Below are 25,983 nucleotides of genomic sequence, written 5' to 3' on the forward strand. Positions count from 1 at the left end.
AATTTATTTAATAATTACATTATGAAAAATTTCAGAATATTCTTAGCTGTCTTATCTCTTTCCTTCATATTTAACACACTATATGCACAGGAATTAATCGATGTCAAAATAAACGATGCTACAGGAGTAAAGAATCAGGGAATGAGCGGTACATGCTGGTGCTTTTCTGTGGTTTCAATCCTTGAATCGGGTATGATAAATGCAGGTGTCAAATCTCCCGACCTTTCCGAAATGTTTATTGTCAGAAATATTTATTTTGATAAGGCAAAAAATTACATTCTCCGTCAGGGATTTACAAGGTTTTCTGAGGGCGCTTTTACTCATGACGTAATTCCCGCTATTACAAAATATGGAATGGTTCCCGAAGAAGTTTATCCAAACTCATCCTCAGGAATGATTAATCACCAGGGGTTTGACTCAAAACTTAAAAAATTTCTAGACAGCGTAATCGCTAAAACACCTGTTTCACCAAACTGGCAGATTAATTTTAATAAAATGCTTGATGAAAAATTCGGACAGGTTCCGTCAGAATTTACTTTTGACGGCAAAACCTATAATCCCTTGCAGTATTCAAAAGAAGTTTTGAAATTTGACCCTGATGATTACATAGGTCTTACTTCATTCACTCATCATGAATTCTACAAACCGTTTAATGTCGAAGTTCCGGATAATTATTCAGGCGGTTTGTTTTATAATGTCCCTATAAATGAACTTCTTGAAGCAACTGAGTATGCAATTATGGAAGGGTTTACTGTCGGATGGGATGCCGATGTTTCAAACTCTTATTTCGAGCAGGACAAAGGCTGGGCTATGGTTCCAAAAGATAAAACTGATTTATCAGGAACGATTAATCCCGATGAAAAAGAAATTGATTACTCTCAGCAATCACGTCAGGAGCTTTTTGAAAACCTTACCACGCAAGACGACCATTTAATGCATTTAACAGGAGTTAAAAAGACCAAAGACGGCAAGAAATTCTTCTTCGTAAAGAATTCCTGGGGACCGATGGGACCGTTCAAGGGTTTCATTAATGTCTCCGAAACATATTTTGGTATTAATACTATCACAATCGTAATGCCGAAGGCAGGCTTAAAGCCGGATATCAGAGCAAAGCTGGGTGTATAATTAATGTTAATAATTTATTAACAATCAGCTTACGATTCAATATAGCTGGTTTGTTAAATTGATATTCTAAGATTATAATACTTATCGCTACGGATACACAAAATATTGCATCGCAAAGCATCACTGAAATTGATACTATTATTTTATCGGATATCCATCTCGGCTCGGAAGTTGCAAGACCAACTGAAGCCATGGAAACTCTTGAAAAATACAGGTTTAATAGATTAATACTCCTGGGCGATATTTTTGATGACCTTAATTTTAATCGTCTGGAAAGAGAACACTGGAGTTTTTTATCGTACATAAGAAAACTATCCAACCCAAAAAATAATATTGAAGTAGTCTGGGTAGAAGGAAATCACGATGAAGGTCTTTCAAAAATCACATCACATTTTATCGGAATAAAAGTTTACAAAGAATATTCGTTTCGAATTAAGGACAAAAACATTCTTGCAATTCACGGTCATCAGTTTGACCGCTTCCTCAATGAAAACGTTGTAATAAGCAATATCGCAGCATTTATTTACGAGAAGATTCAAAAAATAGGGGGCGAGAAGCAAACTATCGCAAGATGGATTAAAGGAAAAAGCAAAGGATGGCTTAGACTCTCAAAGAAAATTTCTATAAGGGCATCAGAGTATGCTGCAAACAAAGGGTTTAACACGGTTGTCTGCGGTCATACTCATGACCCGATGGATTCATACATTAAAGCAAAGAACATTCAGTTCTACAATACAGGCTGCTGGACTGATATTCCCTCATCATACATTATAATTTCAACAACTGGAGAGTTCACAATTAAGTACGACCCGGCATAGTTACAACACAGCTATTTAAATAAAAAACCCGCTGTGTTTAATGCAGCGGGTTTTCGGCTATGAGAATATAAATAAGGGTATTTAGCCTTCTTTTTAATAAAGGGGAGTATTATCTCCTTTTTCTTCCCCTTTGTTGTTGCTTTTATTTTATTAACATCATCTTCTTCGTTGCAGTGAAACCTTCTGCATTAATTCTATAGAAATAAATTCCGGAATTCAATTTCGATGCGTTGAAATCATATTCATACGTTCCAACGTTTAGGTTTCCATTGATTAATGTTGCTACTTCCCTTCCTGTTACATCAAAAACCTTCAGAGAAACGAATGATGACTTCGGCAATGCGAAGTTTATTTTCGTTGATGGGTTAAATGGATTTGGATAGTTTTGATTCATTCTGAAAACAGTCGGTATCTCTGTTGATATCTGCTGAATCCCAACCGGTGCAGGAGAATAGTTTTTTGGATTAAAGTTTGCCCAGCCGGCTGTCCAGTTAGTATTTCCGAATGCGCCGACAAATGTTGTTGTTTCGAAACCTGATAAATTTGGGTTTGTGAAATTACCACCTGATAATGCAGGTGAACCGCCAAGAGGCATCCAGTAATTAACATTGTTTGCAGGTAATCCAACAGTATAGAATCCGAACATGTTTGTTAATTGCACATCTGTATTGTTCGTAAGAACTCTGTTTGAAAATGAACCTGAGTTTAACCAACCCGTCGGATCATTGAATCCTGAACCGCTTGAAGCCGCAGTGTCACCAAGCTTCGTGAAACCTGCATAAATGCTATTCCTTAACTGTATTGTATCCCCTAACGCTGCTTGCTGAACTCCTTTACCGTCAAAAAGTACGCCTGTTGAATAACCGGTCAATATAGAATTGTAAACACAGGCAAGCATGTTTCGTCTTATATGTGCTGCTCTTTTAAAGTTCGGACTTACTACTGAAGAGGTGGTTATTTTTGGTCCGATACCTGTAATATTCGAAAATACTGGTCTTGTTCTGGGTGTATTAAAATTACTTGGGTTGTTATTGTTGTTATCAATTTCAAAAATGTGTGACGCACTCACGTCGCTGATTGCCGTATCCCTTACTGCAAGACCGTATTGGACTCTTCCTCTGTATCCGTTATCTGCGTCAAAATCATCATCTACGCTTCTGTATGAAACAAGATATTTAGCGTTTACCGTACCGCCAAACCATTCAAACGAATCGTCACCGCAGTAAGAAACCATAATATTTTCAAGTACTGTTTTGCTTCCAACGCCGCCCATCGTTAAACCGTTTATTTCGTTGCCTGAAATACCTGTCAGGTTTACGCCGGGAAACTCAAGTCTTACATATCTCAAGACACCTGAGCTATCGGTATCTACCACAGGCTGTCCGCCGTACCATGGACCCGTTCCCGGAGGAAATCCTTCTATCTGTGCTGAGTCTAATCCTGTTGAAGTATTTATTCTTGACCTTCCAAGAACAATAAGACCTCCCCAGTCACCGGGACCTCTTGTACCGATAGGTAAACGGCTTGTAAAAACTATCGGCTGATTAGCAGTTCCGTCAGCAATAATCTTTCCGCCTCTTTCAATTATCAAAGTGCCTGTGGTTGGTTTATCTCCAAGGATTAACGAACCTTTTTGAATTACAAGCACTCCGCCGTTTCTCACATAATTAAAACCTTTCATTATGTAAGTCTTGTTGTTCGTTAGATTCACGACACCTGTAATGCTGGCAGAATTCAGTGTTGTAGAATCAATTGTTTGCGCTGTTAAATTACTGAAAAAAACAGCAAATAAAGCTAGTAAAATAAGAGTTCTCTTCATTTTCTTTTTATTTAGATTAATTAATGTTTTTATGATTAAAGTTTATATCCAAGTGTTAAAGCAAATCTTGTTCCTGATTCATATTTCCTTACAATCTTTTCAATTCCCGATATATCCTGTGTATATATTTTTTCCTGATTCAGTAAATCTTTTACCGTAAATTTAACTTCGAATCTTTCAAATAGTCTTTTCGATACTGAAAAGTCTATTACATCATTTCCGTCTTCATAAATATCATTGAACCCGTTATTACCAACTTCAGATATTCTGCTTCCGAACTTATTGTAAAGCAGGTTTACACTCGTTCCAAGATCATAGTTATCGTAGAACAACCCAAGGTTGATTGTATATGGTGATTGCCCCTGCATTCTGCGTGTCTTCTCCGTTGATACTGTCTGCAAATTCTCAAGGTTTACAGATGATTGTATTAAAGATATATTTGCATTAATAGTAAAGTCTGAAAAAACTTTGCTTATAAAGTTAAGCTTTTTTCTTACTTCCAGCTCTATTCCATAATTGTATGCACCACCTCTTGCATTGTCAAATGTCTTCTCAGGATTGTTCTGACCGGGTGAATATATTTCCTCAATAGGTGAGCTGTAACTCTTATAGAATAAACTTGCGGAGAATATTTCTCCTGCATTAGGGTAATATTCATAACGTACGTCATAGTTGTTTACTAAACTTCTTTGAATGTTCGGGTTACCTGAAGTTTTTAAACCGGTAATATAATCAACGTATCCAAACGGTGCTATTTCTCTCAACTCCGGTCTTGATACTGTCTGCGATGCCGAGCCCCTTATATTCATGTTTTCTGTCAGTGAATAAACTACATTCAATGATGGGAGTATATCTCTGTTTAACAGGTCTGCTTTTATCGGTTCGTTGATTCTTCCAAGTGTTGATACTTGCTGTCTGTTATATTCGTATCGCAATCCGCCGATAACTCTTAGTTTATTCATCGGTACATCAACCATAAGATATCCGGCGAAATTTTCTTCTCCCGCTGAATATTTATCTGATTCTCTTGTTAGTTCTTCATAGTTAATCCTGTCAGGACCAATATTGTTTTCTGCAAATATCTGGTCTAAAGATAGGTAAGGTATATATGTGTAGAAACCATTAAGCTTTGGAGCAAAATTCCTTGCATCAAAGTTTCTTGATGTGCTGGCTCCATATAGACCAAACTTTAGTTTTGACTGCTGGCCCATTACTTTGACGAAAGGTAGTGAGAAATCCAGGGATGCATTCCTTAAAATGTCTTTTAATTCCATAAATAATCTGCCCCCTCCGTCTGAATCAGCAACAGAACCCATTCGTGCATTATATTCATCTTCCGTTCCTGATAATCTTTCATACGTCATTGTCTTTACGTCCGGCTCGCTCTTCTTTCCCACATTGTATGAGGCGTTCCATTTCACGCTTAGTTTGCCGAGTTTTTCTATGAAGTGGTCTCCCGAAAGTATAGATGAAAATAATTGCCTCTCTGAAAACTTTGTTTGATAAAGCCTGAAATCCTTATTGTCTTCAGATGTAAGTAACTTTGACCCCTCTAAGAAAGTTGTTATATCTTCAGAATTAATAGTGTAAGTAGTCTTTAAACCAATTTTATTGTTGCTGCCGAGTTTATAACTGAAATTTAGTATCCCGCCGTTAAGGACAGAAAATTCGGAGTTTCTTCCGTCAAATGATTCAAGCGTCGAGAGGTCATTATTGTATAGCGATCTGCTCACATCCTGATTTAAAAACCCTGTTCTGTATGAGTAGGCTGCATAAAACCCAAGAGGATTGTTGCCTACATCAAAATTATTGCCGACAGCTATCTGCATATTTGCGTTTAGTGGTGCTTGTCTGTTATTTTGTGCCCAGTTGTTTCTGAAGAGCTTCGAATAATCAGATAGCTGCTCTGCTGAATAAGTCGTATTAATTAATCTGTCCTCGGGAAACTGTGATGGCAGCTGTCTTCCGCCGTCATCTAACCCTGTGTTAAAGAAAAGAAACTTGTGCTGGCCGGCGTTATAGGTTAGGAAATTTTGGTTTGTGGTATTGTCGGTTAATCCCATACCCATATTGTAGTTTAAAGAAAATTGGTCGGGAAAATCTTTAGTTGAAATTTGCACAAGTCCGCCGGAGAAATTACCCGGTTGATCGGGGGTATATGATTTTGAAACGATTATATTTTCAAGCAGATTGGAAGGAAACAGATCAAAAGAAAATGATTTCTTTTCGGTTTCCGTACTTGGAAGCTGAACTCCGTTCAGCGTTGTTAAACTGTACCTGTCTGATGTACCCCTTACATAAACATATTTATCGTTCACTATATTAACTCCAATAATCCTTTTCAACACATCAGACGCTGCCGCATCAGGAGCTCTTTTAATCTGCTGCTCAGAAATTCCGTCCTGTACTTTATCCGAGTTCTTCTGTTCGACAAGCATTGCCTGTTCGTTAGCAAGCGTTGTGTTTGCCTCTATTACTATTTCCTCTGTCGTGAGTCCGTCAACAGTTAAAGAAATATTAAGATTAACAACATCTTTCCCTTTAACTTCAACACCTGTAATAATTTTGTCGTTATATCCTATGTAGGATACTTTAAGGCTGTAGACCCCTGCAGAAATATTTTCTATTTCATAAGTACCGTCAACCTCTGCAACTGCCCCAAGGTTGGTACCCTCTATTCTAATCGTCGCTCCTACAAGCGGCTCTGAATTTACGGCATCTGTTACTTTTCCTTTTATTGTCTGTGCAGACAACTCCGCGAAAGAAAAGACACTAAATGTTAGTAAAATTGTAATTAATACCCTTTTCATATTCTTATTTAATTTATATTCTATTACAAAACTACCTTTGTAATGTTAAGGAAATATAAATTATGTTAAGAAATTGTTAAGATGTGATTAAGTAATTGTTAAATGAGTTGAACAAAAAGAAAAGGCAGGTGTTAATTACCTGCCCTTATAAAAATTTACTTTGTTTGTATCTTAAAAATCCAGTATTATATTGAAATAAAGTTTGCTTACGTTATTCGTTGGTGTACCGTCATACTTTACCGCAAAATCTTTCTCGAATGAATGCATCTGATAATTTAATCCGAACGTTACTATATTAACGGGCTTGTAAAACAAACCCAACATTAACAAATTTTGCTTTCCGTTATCAGCCGTAAAACCCTGCGCATTTGTTCCCGGTTTATTCGTGTTCGGGTCAAACATATCATAACGCGCAACAAGCGAAACTTTTTCTTTCAGCTCTTCTATCGGAGGATTAAACTCCAGCCATGTGGAGATGCCCCTTCCGTTTACTGTCGTATCAAGTGCTGTAGTACTTGCTACTTGATTTGATGACACACTGAACTCGCCGCCGACCTTTATAAATCCTGCCTTATCGAAATTAAACTTGAAGTTCGCCATTCCTCCAAACCTTGTCTTTGCTGTCTGTCCTTCTCCGCCTCCAAGCTTTCCTATGTAACCAAAGCCTCCAAAAGTTAAATCGCTTACTCCGTTTATTCTTGTTCTTCCCGTTTTCTTTGCTGCGTCGGTTTTCTTTGCTATTTCACCCGCAAGCGGATAAACAAAAGCACTGAACATTACATCCTTGAACCTGTTGTCAAATGAAAGATTCCTGAAACCGTTGCCGTTGTAAACTGCAACAGATACATCCGCATAATTTCTCGGAAATACTAATTTTGCAATCAACCCAAGGTCTGCTGTCGGAAAATAAGAACCAGTCGTTCTTGTCACATCACCGCTCGTTGTGTTTACAGCCGCTGCCTGCGTCCATGTGTAGTCCGTTAAAGTCTTTACAGCGCCTCTGTAACCAAATGCTTTATCAATCTGTCCTACCCATAAATTTGGTACTAAACCCCCTGCAAATGAAAGCGCCAGCCCATCTTCAGTCTTTAAAGGTGTGTAATCTAACCAGGCAAATTTTACCTGATATGAATACTGCGTAACACCCTTTCCGTCGGTTATTGAATAAATATCGGGTGTAAATCTTGCTTTTATCTGCGGGCTGATTGTCGCAAATACGTTTATATAAGCCCTCTCAAGATAAAAACTATTCCTGTTAGTCTCGAATTGATTCTTTGCAGGCTTGTATCCAAACGGCTGGTTTGCATCCGGCGAACTTATATCCACACTGTTAATAAACTCGGAATTACCGATGTTGTACTCCCAGCCCGTAAACAATGTACCGCCTATTTTTACTTCCGGCTTGAATCCTTCTTTGTCCTGAGACATAATAGATGATGTTACTAAAAACATCACTGTAATTAATAATAATTTTCTCATAGCGTTTAATTAATTTATATTTTTCCGGTCACCCTTTTTAACCGGTTTTGATTGTAATATTAAACTAAATAATAAGTAATAAAAAACGTATCCATTATAAAATATAACACATATACTAACCCCTCTTGTCTGTGCGTTCTCTGTCGTAGATTCGCCGCGGAGAACATCCCGATTCTCTTTATCGGGACTCTTAACTGTGCGCTCTTTGTCGTAGATTCGCCGCGGAGAACATCCCGATGCTCTTTATCGGGACTCTTGTCTGTGCGTTCTTTGTCGTAGATTCGCCGCGGAGAACATCCCGATGCTCTTTATCGGGACTCTTAACTGTGCGCTCTTTGTCGTAGATTCGCCGCGGAGAACATCCCGATGCTCTTTATCGGGACTCTTAACTGTGCGCTCTTTGTCGTAGATTCGCCGCGGAGAACATCCCGATTCTCTTTATCGGGACTCTTTCTTACTGCAGCGTCTTTAACTTTTCAATTGCCTTCTTGCTTAGCGCATCGGGCAGCGGAGCGTAGCCAAGTTCCTTTGCAAACCTCTGTCCGTCTCCGAGTGCCCATTCTACAAACGTTTTTACCAACTTTCCTTTTGCAGGATTCCTGTGCTTCTCGTAAACAAGCAGATATGTGTAACTGGAAATCGGATATGCTCCTTTTCCTTTTGCGTTTATTACTGACATAGTTAGAGTCTCTGGCATCTGGTCAACTGATACTTCCGCTGCTTTTGTAACTGACTCAAGCGTTGGCGAAATAAACTCGCCCTCAGAATTCATTATGTTTGCATACTTAAGTTTGTTCTGTAATGCATAAATAAGCTCTACGTAACCTATCGAATACTCGAGCTGTTTCACAACTCCCGTTACTCCTTCATTACCTTTGCCGCCCTGTCCGAACTCAAACTTTGCGGTCTTTGATAATCCGATTTTTTCCTTTGCCTCAGGACTTACAGAGCTAAGGTAATCCGTAAAAATATACGTAGTACCGCTGCCGTCTGTTCTGTAAACCACGCTTATATCTTTATCGGGTAAAGAAGCTCCCTGGTTTTCTTTTACTATCTTCGGGTCGTTCCATTTCTTAATCTTACCAAGGTAAATATCGGCAATATTCTCTCCGGTAAGGTTTAGTTTTTCAAGACATGGAACGTTGTAAGTCATTACGACCGCACCCAAAACAGTCGGTATATGATGTATCTTCGTACCGCTCTTTGTTTCTGCATTAACCTTTTCCTCCGAAGTCATTGGTGCATCTGTCGCACCGAAATCTACCGTACCTTCCGTCACCTGTTTAATACCGCCGCCGCTGCCTATCGACTGATAATTAAACTTTGCATCCTTGTTTATCTTTGAATATTCATCAAACCACTTTGAATAAAGCGGAAAAGGAAATGTCGCTCCCGCTCCGTTGATTTGAGGTGAACCGCCTTCCTCTCTATTTCCGCATGATGCAGCTAAAAAAGAGAATACTAACATTAAGATTGCAAGATATTTCATAATTTTATGTCTTTTAATGTTCTTAAAATATTTGCTTAAAAAGTTCTTAACAAGTTTATCATCTGAGGTTACGAAATTGTTACGCCAATGTAAACAAATTGTAAATAAAATTATATATCAGAAATATGTACCTTTAAACAAGCAGCATATTGGTCATTGTCAACATCAACAATATTGATATATAGTTTCTCTGAATAGATTAAACATTCTTCATCATTTATTACCATAATCAAATCTGTTCTTTCAGAGTGCGTTCTTGTTCTTTACTCTATCGCTTTATCACCGCTCTCAAAGCTCTTTGCAATAATTTAATAGTTCTTAATTTGTGTAATTTGTGAGCCAATCTTTTCTCTTAAAGCTCTTTGCAATAAATTTAAAGCTCTCAATCAGTGGAAATCATAATTCTTCAACTCTTTCAGTGTGCGTTCTTTTTCTTTACTCTATCGCTTTATCATCGCTCTCAAAACTCTTTGCAATAATTTAATAGTTCTTAATTTGTGTAATTTGTGAGCAAATCTTTTCTCTTAAAGCTCTTTGCAATAAATATAAAGCTCTCATTCAGTGAAAATCATAATTCTTCAACTCTTTCAGTGTGCGCTCTTGCTCTTTACTCTATCGCTTTATCATCGCTCTCAAAGCTCTTTGCAATAATTTAATCGTTCTTAATTTGTGTAATTTGTGAGCCAATCTTTTCTCTTAAAGCTCTTTGCAATAAATAAAAGTTCTTAATCAGTGCAAATCATAATCAAATCTGTTCTTTCAGTGTGCGCTCTTGCTCTTTACTCTATCGCTTTATCACCGCTCTCAAAGCTCTTTGCAATAAATATAAAGCTCTCATTCAGTGAAAATCATAATTCTTCAGCTCTTTCAGTGTGCGCTCTTGCTCTTTATAAAAATCAGCCTGCCTGGCGCAGACAGGTTTGCAAATCTTTTACTCTTTCTGTTTTGGCAATTAATTTGACTTTAAACATTTATTAAATAGAGTTAATTTACAACATATAATATGAGCAAAAAATTATTCTATTCGGTTGAAGAAGCACAGGAACTTCTTATTTCCCTGAAACCAATGATTAAAAAAATGGTCGAACTGAAAAGGTTACTCGACCAAATGGGCTTTGATGTTTACAAACATCAGTATTATGGCGGTAGCGGTCCCAACGGTACAGGTAAATTCCCGAAAGAAATGGATGAATTAATCGAAATCGTTAAACACATCTCTTCTCTTAACGTTGAAATTAAAAGTCTTGATACAGGTTTAATAGATTTTCCACATATTAGAAACAACGGCGAGCAGGTGTATCTTTGCTTCATGCACGGCGAGGAACGCATTGAATTCTGGCATGGCTTGTACAGCGGATTCGCCGGTAGATTGCCTCTTAATGAAATTTAAACTTATACATTATGAATCCAATTAATACAATTTTAGTTAAAACTCTTCCCTTGTTCCCCAAAAAGCTGGTGAGAGTCTTTGCGAATAAGTACATTGCAGGCGATAGCATTGAAGACGCAGTTAAAACCACTCAGATGCTTAATTCTAAAAACATCATGGCTACTATCGACGTCCTCGGGGAAAGCATAAAAGATAGAGATGAAGCTCGCAGGTCAAAAGACGAGTCTCTTGAAGTGCTCGATACAATAGTCAAACATAATCTTAACGGCAATCTTTCCGTAAAGCTTACCATGCTTGCACTTGCTATGGATTATGACCTTTGCAAAAGTTTGTTTACTGAAATTCTTGATTCGGCTAAAAGCAAAAACATCTTTGTCCGTATTGATATGGAAGATTCATCCGTTACAGATATTACCATAAAGATGTACAAAGAAATGCGTGCAAAGTATGACAACGTTGGACTCGTGCTTCAGTCATACATGAGAAGAACGGAAAAAGACGTTCTCGAACTAACCGAGGAAAAATCAAACTTCAGACTTTGCAAAGGCATCTACATCGAACCCGAAGCCATTGCCTTCAAGGGTAAACAGGAAATCAGAGACAACTTCCTGAAAGTATTAAGAATAATGCTCGAACGAAATGCCTACGTCGGTATTGCTACCCACGACGATTTTCTGACCAAAGGCGCTGAAGATATAATTAAAGAAATGAAACTCGAAAAAGACAAATTTGAGTTTCAGGTTCTTCTTGGTGTAAGAGAAAGGCTAAGAGATGAACTGGTCGCTAAAGGTTACAGAATGAGGTCTTACGTCCCTTTCGGCAAAAGATGGTACCAGTATTCAATAAGACGCTTTCAGGAAAATCCTAACGTCGCAGGCCAGGTCTTAAAAGCATTATTCACAAGATAATATATTTACTTTTATATCATACTCCTCCATCCTGTGAATATCAGCTATTAATTTGCCTAAAAACTTGTTTTTTTCTGTCATTCCGGCGAAAGCTGGAATCCAGCGCATTACCTATTGATCCCTATTACTCTGTGGACGTCACCTTCCCGCAAACAGCATATATGTCAAACATTTTAGTGCTTTTGTGTTTTGGTGGTAAACTCTCATTGTATAAATTCAACGCTCCTAATCAGCGTTAATCATAAACAAATCGGTGAATATCAGTGTGCTGATTTTTTATTTCTCCTGTTCACTGTTTACAGATTACAGTTCACTGTTCTAACTCTCTTTGCAATAATTTCAACGTTCTTAATCAGTGTGCATTTTTGCATTTCTCATTTGGTACTTTTGTGCTTTGGTGGTAAAAGCTCTTTGCAATAGATTCAACGCTCTTAATCAGTGTTCATTTTTGCATTTCTCATTTGGTGCTTTTGTGCTTTGGTGGTAAACTTTCCTTGCAATAAATTCAACGCTCTTCATCAGCGTGAATCATAAACAAATCAGTGAAAATCAGTGTGCGTTCTTGCTCATCATCGAGGCTCTCTGACGAAGACTACACCGCATCCTCAATTTTCATTACTTCACGTATAAGGTCATACGAAAACCCCTTCGACAAAAGATACCTGTAACACTTCTGCTTCTTGTCTGCTTCGTTCTTGCCCCTTACCTTTTTTCTGTACTTCTCGTATAACTCCTTCGCCTTGCTAAGCTCTTCCTCCGCCGTATAGTTTTCGCTTACACTTATCTCTGAAAGCTCTTTATTTATACCCTTTTTCGCCAGTCTCATCCGTACGCTTCTTCTTCCCTCGGGTCTTAATACTTTCTTGCTTTCAACATAAAGCTTTGCATAGTTCTCGTCATTTACAAACTTAAACTCTTTCAAAAATATCATTATCTTTTCAATGGATTCCTCCGAAAGTTTAAAGCCCTTCAACTTGTCGTGTACTTCTTTCTCCGTCCTCTGCTTGTAGTTTAAAAACCTTATAGCTGCTTTCTTCCCGAAATTAATCTCATCGTAACTCTTTAATTCTCTCACCTTTTCCTCTGTAAGGTTATCTTTTACGCGGAGTCCGAAATCATATATTGTTTCTTTATAAAGACCAAAGGCAAACTCCCCATCCAGAAAGATGTTGAACCTGCCTTTTTTCTTCTGCTCTTCTATCGAAGTTATTATCAAAGCATACGTTTAATTTTACTGCTCTTTAATATTTCCGAAACAATTATTATTTCGACTTCTTTTCTTTAACTTCTTCTTTTGGTTTATCCTTTGAAACATCACCGTTGTTTCCGTTGCTGTTATCGAATCCAAGTATATCCTTCACCTCTCCTAAAAGTTTATCACATAATGCCGGCTCTTCCTGAAGCAGCTTCTTAAGCCCGTCGCGTCCCTGAACACGGTTTTCTCCGTACGTGAACCATGCCCCGCCTTTCTTTATAATTTCTTTCACCACTGCCACATCAATCAAATCGCCTATCCTCGAAATACCCTCGTTGTACATTATGTCGAACTCGACTTCTTTGAACGGAGGTGCCACTTTGTTCTTCACTACTTTCACCTTCGTCCTGTTTCCTATTACGTCTGTACCGTCTTTTATCGCCGCAATCCTGCGTATATCCATTCTGATAGAAGCGTAAAATTTCAGTGCCTTGCCGCCCGTCGTCGTTTCAGGACTTCCGAACATAACACCTATCTTGTCCCTCAATTGATTCGTAAATATCAGGCAGACATTCGACTTCGAAACTGCCGCCGTCAGCTTTCTCAATGCCTGCGACATTAAGCGTGCCTGCATTCCCATCACAGCATCTCCCATCTCCCCCTCTATCTCAGCGCGCGGCGTTAAAGCAGCAACCGAATCAACTACTATAACATCCAGCGCATTGCTTCTTACAAGCGTCTCGCATATTTCAAGCGCCTGCTCTCCGTACTCTGGCTGCGATATAAGAAGATTGCTTATATCTACCCCAAGCTTCTGTGCATAGTTTGTATCGAGCGCATGCTCCGTATCTATAAAAGCAGCAAGCCCTCCCGTCTTTTGTGCCTCTGCTATTACGTGCAGACAAACCGTCGTCTTTCCCGATGACTCTGGTCCGTATATTTCTACTATCCTTCCGCGCGGTACACCGCCTATCCCGAGCGCCGCATCAAGCGATATCGAACCCGATGAAATTGCCTCAATCTTTGCTGCCGGCTTATCTCCAAGTTTCATTATGGAACCTTTTCCATGGTCCTTCTCTATCTGATCCATCGCCATTTCAAGCGATTTAATTCTCATTGTTCTGTCGTCATTCATATTTTTATAATTTAATTTTTAAACTTCTATACAAAATTAATCATTTTAAGCATACAAATATTCTCATTTTATGATAATTTTTTCAACAAAAAAATACTCGCCCGAACTATTTAAGCAATAACAATTTCCTCGTTGTCGTAAATTCGTTAACTTCCATCTTATAAAAGTACACACCTGAGTTCAGTTTAGCCGCGTTTAATACAAGCTCATAAATCCCCGCCTGCTTTTGTTCGCTGACTAAACTCATAACCTCTTTCCCCAATACATTATACAATGATATCTTTACAAACCCTGCTCTTGAAATACTGTATGAAATCTTTGTTGAAGGATTAAACGGATTCGGATAATTCTGCGATAAGGAATACCCGTTCGGTACCTGTACCTTAATTTCTCCTGCTGAAACAAGGTCTTTGTTATCATATACACCGTTATGTCTTGCGTTGTACTGCCACATAGGTGTTTGTGTTTTTGCTGCAGAATATGAAACACCTGAGTTCCATAAATAAACATTGGTCTGTTGTGAGGGGCTTGTACCCGCTACACCCGCTCCGATTATATCAAGAATTCCGTTCCTGTTAATATCTGTTATGCATGGTGTTGTAAAAAATGTTGTTCCGTTAGTTTCTATGTTTCTGTTAAATGTACCGTCGTGATTATAAACAAGATACTTGCCCAATCCACCTGTTTGAGTATTGTCGTCGAAAATTAATTCCGTATTATTATCACCGTCAATGTCTGCTAATACAACCTGTGAGTTCACAGCATTAATCGGTCCGATAGGAAATCCTGCCAGCTGTATTCCGTTTTTATTCCAGGCATAGACGTAGTCCGATGGAACCCCCGAAAGCACCTGATCGCCAACAGCAACATCAATTATATTGTCATTATCTATATACCCGACCGAAGGCGGACCGTAAATCCAGTTCGATGTTGTTTTTGGCCAGCCCGATAATACCGTTCCGTTGTTCTTTAAAATATAAACGTAACCGCCGCCCCCCGAAACATGCGTACCGAAAACAATCTCCCTTATATTATCATTATCTACATCCGCAAGTACAGGCGAAGAATATGAGTTCACATCGCTGTTAGGCATCATATAAGGAAATCCCGGAATGGAATCGCCGTTCGATTTCCATGCATAAAGTCCTGTGTAAGATTCCATCACTATTTCAGGTATGTTGTCTCCGTCTATATCACCGACAGCAGCACTCGATGCCGGTACGTGTCCCATCGCTTTTGGCCAGCCTGCTATTATCGTCGCATCATGCTTGTAAACATATACCGAACCCGTTGGATAAGTTCTTTTATTCACAATTATGTCAAGCTTTCCGTCCGCATTAATATCACCAAGAACTGGAGTCCTCGAACTGTATCCGTGATTAATCGGAAAATTAGGAAGCAATGTCCCGTCTCTCTTGTAAGCATAAATAAAACCGCCCGAAGTTAATCCATGATTCGTTACAACTATTTCACCGTATCCGTCGCCGTCAATGTCGCCGAATGCAGGTGCACCCTCTAACGCATAAGAGGAAACCGTCTTCGGCCAGCCCGGTACAGACGTTCCGTCAAGGTTCAAAGCCTGTACTGTATAATTTACATTGAAAACTATCTCCAGCTCGGGATCGTTATCCATGTTGCAGAAAATCCCTCCCTCAAATGTACTGCCCGTTATCATCAGCGGAAATCCCGCAAAAAGCGTAAGTGAATCCGATTCATAATATAAAGTCTGCTGATACTTTAAAGAACTGTTTAGCACATTAACTTTATTCATTACATCCGGAAAACAATTATTTACCGGTTGTGAATACGTTATGCCTGATGTTAAACAATAAAATATTAATAGAAAAACTGAATGAAGAATAATTTTTTTCATATCGTTGATTTAGTTTTAAGAAATTGAGTACTACACAATTTCTCAATAATTTGCTTATAAATGCAAGTCAAAATTTTTTATAAACTTATCGACTAAGCACATCCGTCATAATAAATTAGAATTAAAAATAAGTTACAATTCTTATCAAAATTTAACTGTCAAATTTGTCACAAACCCCCTGCTTTTAACTTATCCCTAACTTGCCTCTAACTTGCCTTTTGATAGCCTTGTTTGCATTCCGTTTATTCAGTGACATTTTGTCACTTCTTAAAAAAATCCGAATCAAAAAAGGTAGATTGTATTACCACCCCCGCATAATTCTATAATCCGTCCCCCAATGAGTAAACAAAATGATTTACCGTGAATAATATACTTAAAAAAGCTATTTTGAACATTAATTTAATCTATTGTATGTATGAAAGGTATTATTTTAGCAGGCGGCTCCGGAACAAGGATGTACCCCGTCTCAAGAATTTATAGCAAACAGCTTACTTTAATATATGACAAACCATTGATTTATTACCCACTTTCTATTCTTATGCTCGGTGGTATTAAGGATGTTTTAATCATTTCAAACGATGAAACTATTCCTCACTATAAGAAACTGTTTGGCGACGGTACACATATCGGAATGAATATAAACTACGCAGTTCAGTCCGCTCCGAATGGTATCGCTGAGTCTTTCATAATAGGTGAATCCTTTATCGGTAATGATAGCGTTACCCTCATTCTCGGTGATAATATCTTCTACGGTAAACTCGATTTCCTTTACAACGGTATCAAGAACAATGAAGGCGCAACTATTTTCGGATACAGAGTCACTGACCCCGAAAGATACGGTATCGTGGAGTTTGATAATAATGGTAATGCAATCTCTATCGAAGAAAAACCCAAAAACCCGAAATCTAACTACGCCGTTCCCGGTCTCTATGTTTATAACAATGAAGTGGTTCATATTTCAAAGAACCTGAAACCCTCGCCAAGAGGCGAACTTGAAATCACCGACGTCAACGTAGAGTATTTAAAGAAGAAGAAACTTAAAGTTGCAAAAATCGGGCGCGGTGTCGCTTGGCTCGATACAGGCACACCAGTATCCCTCTTACAGGCTTCGAACTTCTTCGGCGTTATCGAAGACAGGCAGGGACTTAAAGTCGCATGCGTAGAAGAAATAGCTTATCACATGGGGTTTATTTCCTTTGAACAGCTTGAAAAAGTTATTTCCGAAATGCCTAAATCAGATTACAGAAACTATTTAGAAAAGATTACTAAAGATTAATGGAATTTATTAACACAAAGTTCGAAGATGTTCTTATCATAAAACCAAAAGTGTTCCCCGACGAACGCGGTTACTTTTTCGAATCATTCAGCGAGAGATTTTTCAACGAACAGGGCTTGTTCTTAAACTTTGTTCAGGATAATATTTCATACTCGAAGAAAGGAACTATCCGCGGTCTGCACTATCAGGTCGGCGAATACGCACAGGGCAAACTCTGTCAGGTAATATCGGGCTCCGTGCTCGATGTGGCTGTCGATGTAAGGTTCGGCTCGCCGACATTCGGTGAATATGTTACAGCCGAACTATCAGACGAGAACCACAATCTCATCTGGATACCGCCCGGTTTCGCACATGGATTCTCGGTGCTTTCAGATTCCGCAGTATTTCATTATAAATGCACTGCGTTCTACAGCAAACCCGATGAACGTGCCATCTTATTTAACGACCCTGACTTAAACATCGATTGGAAAGTTGCACCAGAAAATATTTCAGAAAAAGACCTTAAGGGTAAAAATTTTAAAGATATAGATAAAGACTTTTTATACTCTGATTAATTTAGTAATATTATTTACACTATTAAATTTTTAACAATATGACTGAATTCATACATTCTGTTACAGACCCTGTTAACCATCTGTTAAGCGCCTTCTTAAACTCAATACCAAACCTGATTGTAATACTAATTGTTGTTGTAATCACTAGATACTTTGTAAAACTTATAAAATTTATTGTAGAAAAACTCGAAACAGATAAAAACGGCACTAAAAGAGATTGGGTTATCCCTGTATATAAAGTAATAAGGTTCTTTGTATTTGTGTATATGTTTATGATTATATTCCCATATATTCCCGGCTCAGGCAAACCTGTGTTTCAGGGGCTGATAATTCTTATCGGATTGTTTCTTTCTGTCGGCTCTGCATCATTTATGTCGAATATCTTTTCAGGACTTGCTATTGCATACTCAAATCCTTTTAAAACAGGCGACAGGATTAAAGTCGGCGATATAACAGGTGACATAACAGAGAAAAGATTACTTACAACAAAAATCCGTACAATAAAGAATGAAGATGTCTTTATTCCTAATTCTTTAATCATGTCAAAAGGCATTTTGAATTTCAGTTCTTCTGCAAAAAGCCTCGGGCTTATCGTTCATTCATCGGTAACAATAAGCTATGACGTACCGTGGAAAACAGTTCATACTCTTTTAATTGAATCAGCAAAAGCTACAAAAGGAATCCTTGAAACACCCGAACCTTTCGTTCTCCAGAAAAGTCTTGATGATTTCTACGTGAGCTACGAAATCAATGCCTACACCGAAAAACCAAACTTACAGGCATCTATATACTCTGAACTTCATCAGAACATACAGAACAAATTTAATTCAAACAGCATTGATTTAATTACACCTTATTTTAACGTAACAGCCCCGTAAGACGGAAAAGTAATGCATCAAAAATAAACATGTAATCTTATTGTTACCTCTGTTAATCTATTCTACCGTTCACTCTCTATCGCGTAGCAATTCCATATCGGTTGCAACCAACGCCCTCACACAAACAATGCCTTTAGGTATTGCATGTCTAAATGGGCAGTAAATCAGTGAGTAATTAATAAGTGACTAACTTTTAAAATTCCATTTTACTATTTTTGTATTTACTTCAAATTTACCTATAGAATATGGACTTAATATTATCGAAAACAGCGCAGGAACTCATTCCGTCAGGAATTAGAAAAATATCCGATAAAGTAAACGAAAGAATTGAAAAAGGAGAAAAAATCTTTAATCTTACCATAGGTGATTTCTCCCCGAAAGTTTTCCCTATACCGTCGGTCTTGAAAGAAGAAATAAAGAAAGCTTACGACGAGGCACAAACAAACTACCCGCCCTCTAACGGTGTCGCAGGACTGAGGGAAGCAGTATCAAATTATATTAAAGTAAGAGGAGGATTTAGCTACGGGAAAGATGAAATCGTAATAGGCAGTGGTGCAAGACCGTTGACCTACACATTAATGAAAGCTCTCGTTAATCCCGGTGAAAAGATAATATATCCAGCACCTTCATGGAACAATAACTGTTATGTCCAGCTTGTTGATGCAGTCCCCGTAAAAGTGCTTACTAAGTTTGAAAATAATTTTGTACCTACCGCAGATGAAATCAAGCCGTACATAAACGACGCTGCCCTTATTGCACTGAATTCACCGCAGAATCCAAGCGGTACAGTTTTTACAAAAGAAGAACTTAAAAAAGTACTTGACCTGATAGTAGATGAAAATAAGAAGAGGGCAAAGGAAAACCGTAAACCTCTCTATGTCTTCTATGACATGATTTACTGGATTCTTGTTTATGGAGATACCAAACATTACAATCCCGTAGAATTAAACCCTGAAATAAGAGATTATATAATCTTCATAGACGGCATATCAAAATGCTTTGCAGCAACGGGTGTCAGACTGGGCTGGGCTTTCGGTCCGAAATCAATTATTAAAAAGATAAGCGCAATTCTCGCACATATAGGAGCATGGTCACCTAAACCCGAACAGGTTGCAACAGGAAGATTCCTGATGAACACATCTGCCGTTGATGAGTTCTTCGCTGATTTCAAGAATGAACTCTTCACTCGTCTTAATACCTTTTACGAAGGTATAATGAAAATTAAGGACTCGGGCTTTGATGTTGACGCTATCTTTCCACAGGGTGCTTTATACCTTACTGTTAAACTTAACCTCATCGGCAAAAAAACCGCTGACGGTAAAGTCCTGAATAGTATAGACGATGTTCTCGGATATATTCTCGAAGAAGGCAAGATTGCACTTGTACCTTTCTATGCATTCGGCGCAGATAAAGATTCTCCCTGGTTCCGGCTTTCCGTAGGTACGTGCAGCAAAGAAGAGGCAAAAGAAGCTGTAAAAATTCTAAAAGAATCTATTGAGAAACTAAAATAACAAAATATCTTTATTGCAGTTTATAAATAACCCGGTTAAACAAACCGGGTTTTTGTTTCATTAAATAACTTCTGATTCGTTCTGCAGCGTTTTTTCCCAGATTGTTATAGTAAAAAGGATAATCAAAACTGTGATATACTCCTCTCGGAAACAAAGGATTCCCGAAATCCAACAGCTCAGCATTTACCGTGCTGCATACTACCACACCCCTCTTTTTGTCAACTCTTGCATCAGCATAGTTCTTCACTCCCGTTTTTAATATTTCCCACTTTTCGTTTATTAATAGTGACCCAAGATTATCTCTTTCAGATGCTATCGTCTCTTCCTGCGTCCATGAAAGCGGGTTTATTGCTTTTGCACCCGGCAATAATGTTATATTCCTTCCTTTTACATCAGGTGCTTCGGTGTTGTATGAAATAATAACCCCCGTATCATCATACCCCTCAGCAAATTTCAAATGCGGATACTTTAGAAACAGTTTTTCAGTGACCGGACATCCGATAATATAAGCAGCTGCCATATTTTTATAAACTTCAGGATTCTCTTTCATGTAATTCACAAGTATATAAAGCAGTATGGCAGAACCTTGCGAATGTCCTGCAAGTATGAACGGTCGTCCGTTATTATAATTCTTAATATAGTAATTAAATGCAGATACTGCATCGGGAATTGGTACGTTCAACAGGATTTGTGCAATATCATTTATCGGTTTTAAAAATACTTCAACTGATGCCTGTCTGTAGTAAGGTGTGTATATGTTGCATGATGTCTCGAACGCTGAGGCTTGTGCTTTGTATGTTATTGCCGCACCTTCAAGCAATGAAGGATTATCTAATTCGCATATGTCTGGTTCGCTGGGATTATTTTTTATCCATGCAGTCGGGTAAAGATAAAATACATCCGCTTCTTTGTCATTGGAATCAGGCAAAGAAAGCCAATGCCTCGGATTCGAATAATCAATTCTTTTATATAAAGCCATAGGATTATTTTATAACCACCATCCTCCGCGTTTCCGTATAACCACCAACACTCATCCGATAAAAATAAATCCCGCTTGAAAGCATCGTCGCATCAAAATCAACTGCATAACTCCCCGCAGACTTCTCTTCATTCACAAGCATAGCTACCTCCTTACCAAGAACATCATAAACCCTTATCGTAACATCACTAACAGCGGGCAACTGAAAACGGATAACTGTTCTTGCATTAAATGGATTCGGATAATTCTGACCCAGCGAATACTTCTCTGGCACTCCGTACCCCGGCTCATCTCCGCTCGTTAGAACATTCAACGCAAAACCCACATTCGGCCTGTTCACCTGCAAACCGCCTCCCATTAAATCAGTACAGCCGCTTCCCGTCGCAAGGTCTAAAGACTGATGCCATGTCACTCCCGCCTTATTCGTCGCAGCAACATTCGTATTCGCACCAATACTGTTGTTATTAAAACAAACTTCCATAACCAAATTACTGGTACCGTTCCACACAAAAGGACTAAACGGAAAATACACCCAGCCCGAACCAAGCATAGTAAAATTTCCCGTATAAACAGTATTCCACTCCGAGTTTAAAAATCCTGTCAGCGAAGTAAGCGTCGTCTGCTGAACCTTTATCGTTAAACCGTTCATAACCTGAGGTGATGCATTTAGCACATTAAAGCTCACACCCATAATACGCGCAGGAGAATTGCCCCACACCGCATTTAGTTCACTTGCATGAAAAAGCATATCAGTCCTTGCATCCATATAAAATGTCTTAAAAGGATGAGATGCCGTCAAAGAACCATTGCCGATGTAAACAAAAGAAACAGCGTCAACTTTAAACTTAAATAGAGAGGTTGAGTCTGTATTATGGTTTGAGGAATTATCCCTTGCAAACACTCTGTAATATATCGAATCATTCGGCTGAACATCGGACCCTGTGGAATTAAATATCCCTTTATAAACATCTCCTGTTATATTATTAAGCTTAAAATGTTTTATCCCGGTTGATATATCATTTCTGTACCATCTTACCCAGACAGAATCTATGCCAAAATTATCTGAAACAAACGCATTAACCGTATCAGGCCAGCGAGACCAGCTCGACACCCCTATCGGTGCATGATTTATCACAGGCTTTGTATTATCGCCTCCTGTTACAAAACTAAAAATGTTTGCCGGAGCGTTAACCGGTAAATTCGATACAAGGTTATTCTGGTCAATAGCTTTAATATAATATTTATAAGTTGAAGCTAAACCGTTTCCCGGAATTGAGGCTGTGTAAGTATTACCGGCTGTGTTAACCATTACAACACTGTCCGTCAATGAACCAATACCGTAATAAACCTTTGTAGAAGATAATGCCACCCCAAACGTGAACACATTTACCGTTACCGGATAAGGACCTGTAAGACTTTCCGAATCTTTGAGCGGATTGTGAACTACATACGGCTTTAGTTCCATTTTTGCAATGTATATCTGTGCAGTACCGTTTCTGTTGTCTGCCCAGACAGGATATACAATGTTGTTATTAGATGTAATACCAATATAATCTGAATAGTAACCGTCTGCATAACCATTAAGAGGAACCGGCCGGTGAGGCATGTCACTTGCTTTAATGTTAGTGAAAGACAGTCCGCTATTCGTTGAAATCGCAACATATATATCGCACGAATCAATAGTATAAGAATCCCGATTATCATAAAATGCGACAGCAATATTACCGTTCGAATTGTCAACTGTTATCCATGGAAGGAACTGGTTCTTACCGTTATTTATTGCATCATCATTCACCCTAATCGGTGATGAAAAACTTGCTCCGCCATCCGTCGAATAGCAGAAACATACATCATCATCAGTTCCCGCAGGTAAAAGATTCTTCTGTGCCCACGTCACAAATATAATCCCCGTATTGTTTATCGATACTGATGGAAACGAATTTACTCGAATTCCATTCGGCGTTAGATATCCTCTTATTCCGCTAATAGTAACAGGATATGTTGGTGCAGACCATGTTACACCGCCATTAGTTGATTTTGTCAGGGCTATTTTATCTTCTATACCGCTCAATAAATCAGGTGTAGCCCACATACAATAGACGGTTCCATTCTGAGCAATAACAATCTTTGCACCCTGTTCATAATGACCTGCAATTGGCAAACCTATCTGTTGAGCAGCGCTAAAAGTCAGTCCGTTATCAGTTGAATAAGAAAGATATATTCCGGGCTGAGCCAGATTAAAGTTGCTCCAGGCAGTATAAATTCTATTGAAATAAGGACTTGAGGGTGTTTTATCAATCGCGATAGTATTCATATCATAAAGGGTAGAAGATGGTACAACAATCCTTCCTCCCCAGTTTATTCCGTTATTAAAAGAACGGTCAACTACAATATAATCATCAAGATAATTTAAAAATAAGCCCCCTGTATTATTGTGTGAAACATAAGGATTAGTGGAATAATAAACTGACCCCGGAATAATATCACCCCCCGTCCAGTTACTTCCCGAGTTAGACGTAGAATAATATCCCATTCCGTAATCAGTATTCGCACCGATGAAAATATTGTTCGGATTGGCCGGTGATGAAGAAATTGAGGGTTCAGATTGATTATAAGAACTTGGAAAAACTCTTATGTTCGGATACTGTGTAACGACTTTATTTCCTGCAACTGCGTAACCGCTGGTATTAATAATATTGTATTGAACATTATAGACTATTCCATTCGGCACAAAACCTTCCGGCTTAACAATCATCCTTTCCTGTCCAAGAACAGCATAGGTGACTGAAAAGACTACGAATAAAGCGGTACAGTATTTAAAAATATTCAATTAAATGTAATCTTAATTTAATTAAGCTATGAGCACAAAGATTTTACAATTATAAAATAAAACTGATTTACATTGAAAATGAAATCACATCTTCAATAACCCTCTCAAGATGTTCCGTCGTCCCGGCAAAAGGATGAACCGCCCCAAAAGTATGCCCTGTATTTTCAAGAATTTTAAGCACGGATGTATCCTTGCTTTTTAGTCCGTTATAAATATCGTGTGCCTCGCTTGGGTCAACAGCCAAATCCTCAGAACCATGAATAATAAGCGTCGGAATATCAACCCTCCCCAACGCTCTTTTAATGTTAAGCCGCTCTGCATTCTCTTCAAGGTCTTCAAGCAGTGTAATATTCATTCTCATTTTTTGCTTGGTGCGTGTGTTCAAAACCTCAATAAAGCCCCTCTCTCTCCAGATGCGTTTCGTTTCCTCCCCATATCTGTAGAAATCCGACACCGAAGCGAGTACAACCAGTTTCTTGATTCTTATATCCTCGGCAGCTTTAAGTATTGCTATTCCACCGCCCCGTGAATGACCCGCAAGCATTAAATTGTCAAAGTCATAATCATAATTATCTTTATGTTTTTCAAGGTAATCAATAACACACTCGAGGTCATCAAGCTCTTTCGAAAACGTGTTAATCGCAAAATTGTCGAGACGCTCGAAATCAACAGGATTGTCTTTTTCATTATCGGTACCGTTAAGAGAAAAATTGAATGACACCGTAAAAACACCGCGGGAAGCAAACTTGTCAAACATATATGGAAAACATCCCCAGTCTTTAAACCCTTTGAAGCCATGGCAGAAGATAAGTAGCGGCATCTTTTTATCCGGCATTTTTGAATAACGGAAATCCATGTTGATGGTATTCCCGTCCTTATTCTTAATCTTTATGTTCCTGTACATATGCTACTTGGCTTTTTTCTTACCCTCTTCATAAATACGCTGATGAGCGGGGTCGAGTTGTGCAAGCTTGTCGTATATACCTTTGTCTCCATAATTCAGGAATGAATCAGAAATTTCCTGTGCTTTTGTCTCAAGAAAATAATCAACACTGTAAGCTCTCACTTCCTTCTTCTTAATCTTGGATATTTTTTCCACTGCATTATAGATATAAGCGTATGCATTCCTTGAAAGTCCTAAAGAGTCAATCCCAAGCCAGTGATATTCATAGAATCCGTTCCTGAAATCATCAAACCTTGGATTCATGAGTTCTTGTACCATAACGAGCCTCGATGGTTTCGAACCGCCACCGGTTTCTGTCCATCCCGTTCTGTCAACCATAGGCTTATTGCAAATATCCATCGCTTTCTGGAAGTATATGCTCCTGTTCATCGGATGGTCTTTCGGAAAGAATGAGTCCTGGTCATAACCAAGCATCATGTATGCATAATAATCAAAGAAACTTATGAATGGGTCAAAACGAAACTCATTCTTAATAAACTGAATCGAACGATTATAATTAAACTTGAATCTCTCGTCTATGTACTTGAATAATGTCGTGTATCTCGGATTTTGTCTCTTGTCCTGAGTATCAATTATCCTCTGACTTACAAAAAGAACCTGTGCGTCATACTGGTCTATCCCGTTCGTACCCTTAAAGGTAATCTGTATTGCACCTTTAATCTTATACAATTCTGCACCCGGCTTATTCTGTTCGTTAAAGATGGCATTATCGTAAAATTTGTTCTTATTAAGGTAATCTTCTAATTGCTGCTTCATGTCCTTGACCTTGTCCTTTGCATCGGGGGGCAAAGCGTCAACATTTAGCGTAACTGTTATATCAAAATCCTGAGCCTTTAAAAATCCCCCAAATCCCGTCCATAACACACAAAACAAAAGATATACAAATAGTTTTTTAAACATTAAATCCTTTATTAATTTCTAATTAAATTTTGAATTCTTATTTTAATAAT

Annotated in this window: 19 protein-coding genes; 8 read left to right on the top strand and 11 right to left on the bottom strand. The window is 38.4% G+C overall.

The window, feature by feature from the left end; genetic code table 11:
• Positions 1–21 precede the first annotated feature (21 nt).
• Both WC644_01895 and WC644_01900 read left to right on the top strand, forming a co-directional pair.
• Entirely contained in the window at positions 22–1,125 is a 1,104-nt protein-coding gene (locus WC644_01895; protein ID MFA5010681.1) for a C1 family peptidase, read from the top strand.
• A 140-nt stretch (positions 1,126–1,265) separates the two neighbouring features.
• Entirely contained in the window at positions 1,266–1,943 is a 678-nt protein-coding gene (locus tag WC644_01900; protein MFA5010682.1) for a metallophosphoesterase family protein, read from the top strand.
• A 142-nt stretch (positions 1,944–2,085) separates the two neighbouring features.
• Here WC644_01900 and WC644_01905 read toward each other — a convergent pair whose 3' ends face one another.
• The 4 genes from WC644_01905 to pstS form a co-directional block, all read right to left on the bottom strand.
• A complete protein-coding gene (locus WC644_01905; GenBank protein MFA5010683.1) occupies positions 2,086–3,762 on the bottom strand; it encodes a T9SS type A sorting domain-containing protein in 1,677 nt (558 codons plus the stop codon).
• 35 nt (positions 3,763–3,797) lie between these two features.
• The gene (locus tag WC644_01910) at positions 3,798–6,572 is read right to left on the bottom strand and encodes a TonB-dependent receptor (GenBank protein ID MFA5010684.1); all 2,775 of its coding nucleotides are present in this window, start codon (positions 6,570–6,572) and stop codon (positions 3,798–3,800) included.
• 171 nt (positions 6,573–6,743) lie between these two features.
• The gene (locus WC644_01915) at positions 6,744–8,051 is read right to left on the bottom strand and encodes a hypothetical protein (GenBank protein ID MFA5010685.1); all 1,308 of its coding nucleotides are present in this window, start codon (positions 8,049–8,051) and stop codon (positions 6,744–6,746) included.
• A gap of 454 nt (positions 8,052–8,505) precedes the next feature.
• Positions 8,506–9,540 carry a phosphate ABC transporter substrate-binding protein PstS gene (gene pstS, locus WC644_01920; GenBank protein ID MFA5010686.1) on the bottom strand — a complete coding sequence of 345 codons (1,035 nt, stop codon included), beginning with the start codon at positions 9,538–9,540 and terminating at the stop codon, positions 8,506–8,508.
• A gap of 1,003 nt (positions 9,541–10,543) precedes the next feature.
• On the opposite strand from pstS, the gene WC644_01925 reads away from it, so the two are divergent.
• Together WC644_01925 and WC644_01930 are read left to right on the top strand one after the other, a co-directional pair.
• Positions 10,544–10,930 carry a DUF2203 domain-containing protein gene (locus tag WC644_01925; GenBank protein ID MFA5010687.1) on the top strand — a complete coding sequence of 129 codons (387 nt, stop codon included), beginning with the start codon at positions 10,544–10,546 and terminating at the stop codon, positions 10,928–10,930.
• A gap of 11 nt (positions 10,931–10,941) precedes the next feature.
• Positions 10,942–11,838 (top strand): proline dehydrogenase family protein, encoded by an 897-nt coding sequence (locus WC644_01930; protein ID MFA5010688.1) that lies wholly within the window; start codon positions 10,942–10,944, stop codon positions 11,836–11,838.
• Between the two features lie 592 nt (positions 11,839–12,430).
• Here WC644_01930 and WC644_01935 read toward each other — a convergent pair.
• The 3 genes from WC644_01935 to WC644_01945 all read right to left on the bottom strand — a co-directional run bounded on the left by WC644_01935 (position 12,431) and on the right by WC644_01945 (position 15,939).
• Complete coding sequence (locus WC644_01935) at positions 12,431–13,054, bottom strand: RecX family transcriptional regulator (protein MFA5010689.1); 624 nt, start codon at positions 13,052–13,054, stop codon at positions 12,431–12,433.
• Between the two features lie 46 nt (positions 13,055–13,100).
• Complete coding sequence (gene recA / locus WC644_01940) at positions 13,101–14,168, bottom strand: recombinase RecA (GenBank protein MFA5010690.1); 1,068 nt, start codon at positions 14,166–14,168, stop codon at positions 13,101–13,103.
• A gap of 106 nt (positions 14,169–14,274) precedes the next feature.
• Entirely contained in the window at positions 14,275–15,939 is a 1,665-nt protein-coding gene (locus WC644_01945; protein MFA5010691.1) for a T9SS type A sorting domain-containing protein, read from the bottom strand.
• A 517-nt stretch (positions 15,940–16,456) separates the two neighbouring features.
• Here WC644_01945 and rfbA point away from each other — a divergent pair.
• The 4 genes from rfbA (at position 16,457) to WC644_01965 (ending at position 20,260) form a co-directional block, all read left to right on the top strand.
• Positions 16,457–17,317, top strand: a complete 861-nt coding sequence (gene rfbA, locus WC644_01950) for a glucose-1-phosphate thymidylyltransferase RfbA (protein MFA5010692.1) — start codon at positions 16,457–16,459, stop codon at positions 17,315–17,317.
• Complete coding sequence (gene rfbC, locus WC644_01955) at positions 17,317–17,871, top strand: dTDP-4-dehydrorhamnose 3,5-epimerase (GenBank protein MFA5010693.1); 555 nt, start codon at positions 17,317–17,319, stop codon at positions 17,869–17,871. The genes rfbA and rfbC overlap by 1 nt, the downstream gene beginning before the upstream one ends.
• A 38-nt stretch (positions 17,872–17,909) precedes the next feature.
• Complete coding sequence (locus WC644_01960; GenBank protein ID MFA5010694.1) at positions 17,910–18,749, top strand: mechanosensitive ion channel domain-containing protein; 840 nt, start codon at positions 17,910–17,912, stop codon at positions 18,747–18,749.
• A gap of 245 nt (positions 18,750–18,994) precedes the next feature.
• The gene (locus WC644_01965) at positions 18,995–20,260 is read left to right on the top strand and encodes an aminotransferase class I/II-fold pyridoxal phosphate-dependent enzyme (protein ID MFA5010695.1); all 1,266 of its coding nucleotides are present in this window, start codon (positions 18,995–18,997) and stop codon (positions 20,258–20,260) included.
• A gap of 10 nt (positions 20,261–20,270) precedes the next feature.
• Here the strand turns inward: WC644_01965 and WC644_01970 are convergent, their stop codons facing one another.
• The 4 genes from WC644_01970 to WC644_01985 form a co-directional block, all read right to left on the bottom strand.
• Entirely contained in the window at positions 20,271–21,239 is a 969-nt protein-coding gene (locus WC644_01970; protein MFA5010696.1) for a DUF3089 domain-containing protein, read from the bottom strand.
• Positions 21,240–21,243: 4 nt separating this feature from the next.
• Positions 21,244–24,069 carry a T9SS type A sorting domain-containing protein gene (locus tag WC644_01975; GenBank protein ID MFA5010697.1) on the bottom strand — a complete coding sequence of 942 codons (2,826 nt, stop codon included), beginning with the start codon at positions 24,067–24,069 and terminating at the stop codon, positions 21,244–21,246.
• A gap of 67 nt (positions 24,070–24,136) precedes the next feature.
• Complete coding sequence (locus tag WC644_01980; protein MFA5010698.1) at positions 24,137–24,973, bottom strand: prolyl oligopeptidase family serine peptidase; 837 nt, start codon at positions 24,971–24,973, stop codon at positions 24,137–24,139.
• Between the two features lie 3 nt (positions 24,974–24,976).
• Positions 24,977–25,933 carry a DUF4835 family protein gene (locus WC644_01985; protein MFA5010699.1) on the bottom strand — a complete coding sequence of 319 codons (957 nt, stop codon included), beginning with the start codon at positions 25,931–25,933 and terminating at the stop codon, positions 24,977–24,979.
• Positions 25,934–25,983 lie beyond the last annotated feature (50 nt).

The organism is Ignavibacteria bacterium, from assembly GCA_041649015.1.
Taxonomy (GTDB): Bacteria; Bacteroidota; Ignavibacteria; order Tepidaquicellales; family Tepidaquicellaceae; genus CAIKZJ01.

Excerpts from the sequence above, each read along its gene's own strand:
- WC644_01895 (MFA5010681.1), top strand. The coding sequence starts at position 22 with ATGAAAAATTTCAGAATATTCTTAGCTGTCTTATCTCTTTCCTTCATA.
- WC644_01905 (MFA5010683.1), bottom strand. The coding sequence starts at position 3,762 with ATGAAGAGAACTCTTATTTTACTAGCTTTATTTGCTGTTTTTTTCAGT.
- WC644_01910 (MFA5010684.1), bottom strand. The coding sequence starts at position 6,572 with ATGAAAAGGGTATTAATTACAATTTTACTAACATTTAGTGTCTTTTCT.
- WC644_01915 (MFA5010685.1), bottom strand. The coding sequence starts at position 8,051 with ATGAGAAAATTATTATTAATTACAGTGATGTTTTTAGTAACATCATCT.
- pstS (MFA5010686.1), bottom strand. The coding sequence starts at position 9,540 with ATGAAATATCTTGCAATCTTAATGTTAGTATTCTCTTTTTTAGCTGCA.
- WC644_01925 (MFA5010687.1), top strand. The coding sequence starts at position 10,544 with ATGAGCAAAAAATTATTCTATTCGGTTGAAGAAGCACAGGAACTTCTT.
- WC644_01930 (MFA5010688.1), top strand. The coding sequence starts at position 10,942 with ATGAATCCAATTAATACAATTTTAGTTAAAACTCTTCCCTTGTTCCCC.
- recA (MFA5010690.1), bottom strand. The coding sequence starts at position 14,168 with ATGAATGACGACAGAACAATGAGAATTAAATCGCTTGAAATGGCGATG.
- WC644_01945 (MFA5010691.1), bottom strand. The coding sequence starts at position 15,939 with ATGAATAAAGTTAATGTGCTAAACAGTTCTTTAAAGTATCAGCAGACT.
- rfbA (MFA5010692.1), top strand. The coding sequence starts at position 16,457 with ATGAAAGGTATTATTTTAGCAGGCGGCTCCGGAACAAGGATGTACCCC.
- rfbC (MFA5010693.1), top strand. The coding sequence starts at position 17,317 with ATGGAATTTATTAACACAAAGTTCGAAGATGTTCTTATCATAAAACCA.
- WC644_01960 (MFA5010694.1), top strand. The coding sequence starts at position 17,910 with ATGACTGAATTCATACATTCTGTTACAGACCCTGTTAACCATCTGTTA.
- WC644_01965 (MFA5010695.1), top strand. The coding sequence starts at position 18,995 with ATGGACTTAATATTATCGAAAACAGCGCAGGAACTCATTCCGTCAGGA.
- WC644_01970 (MFA5010696.1), bottom strand. The coding sequence starts at position 21,239 with ATGGCTTTATATAAAAGAATTGATTATTCGAATCCGAGGCATTGGCTT.
- WC644_01980 (MFA5010698.1), bottom strand. The coding sequence starts at position 24,973 with ATGTACAGGAACATAAAGATTAAGAATAAGGACGGGAATACCATCAAC.
- WC644_01985 (MFA5010699.1), bottom strand. The coding sequence starts at position 25,933 with ATGTTTAAAAAACTATTTGTATATCTTTTGTTTTGTGTGTTATGGACG.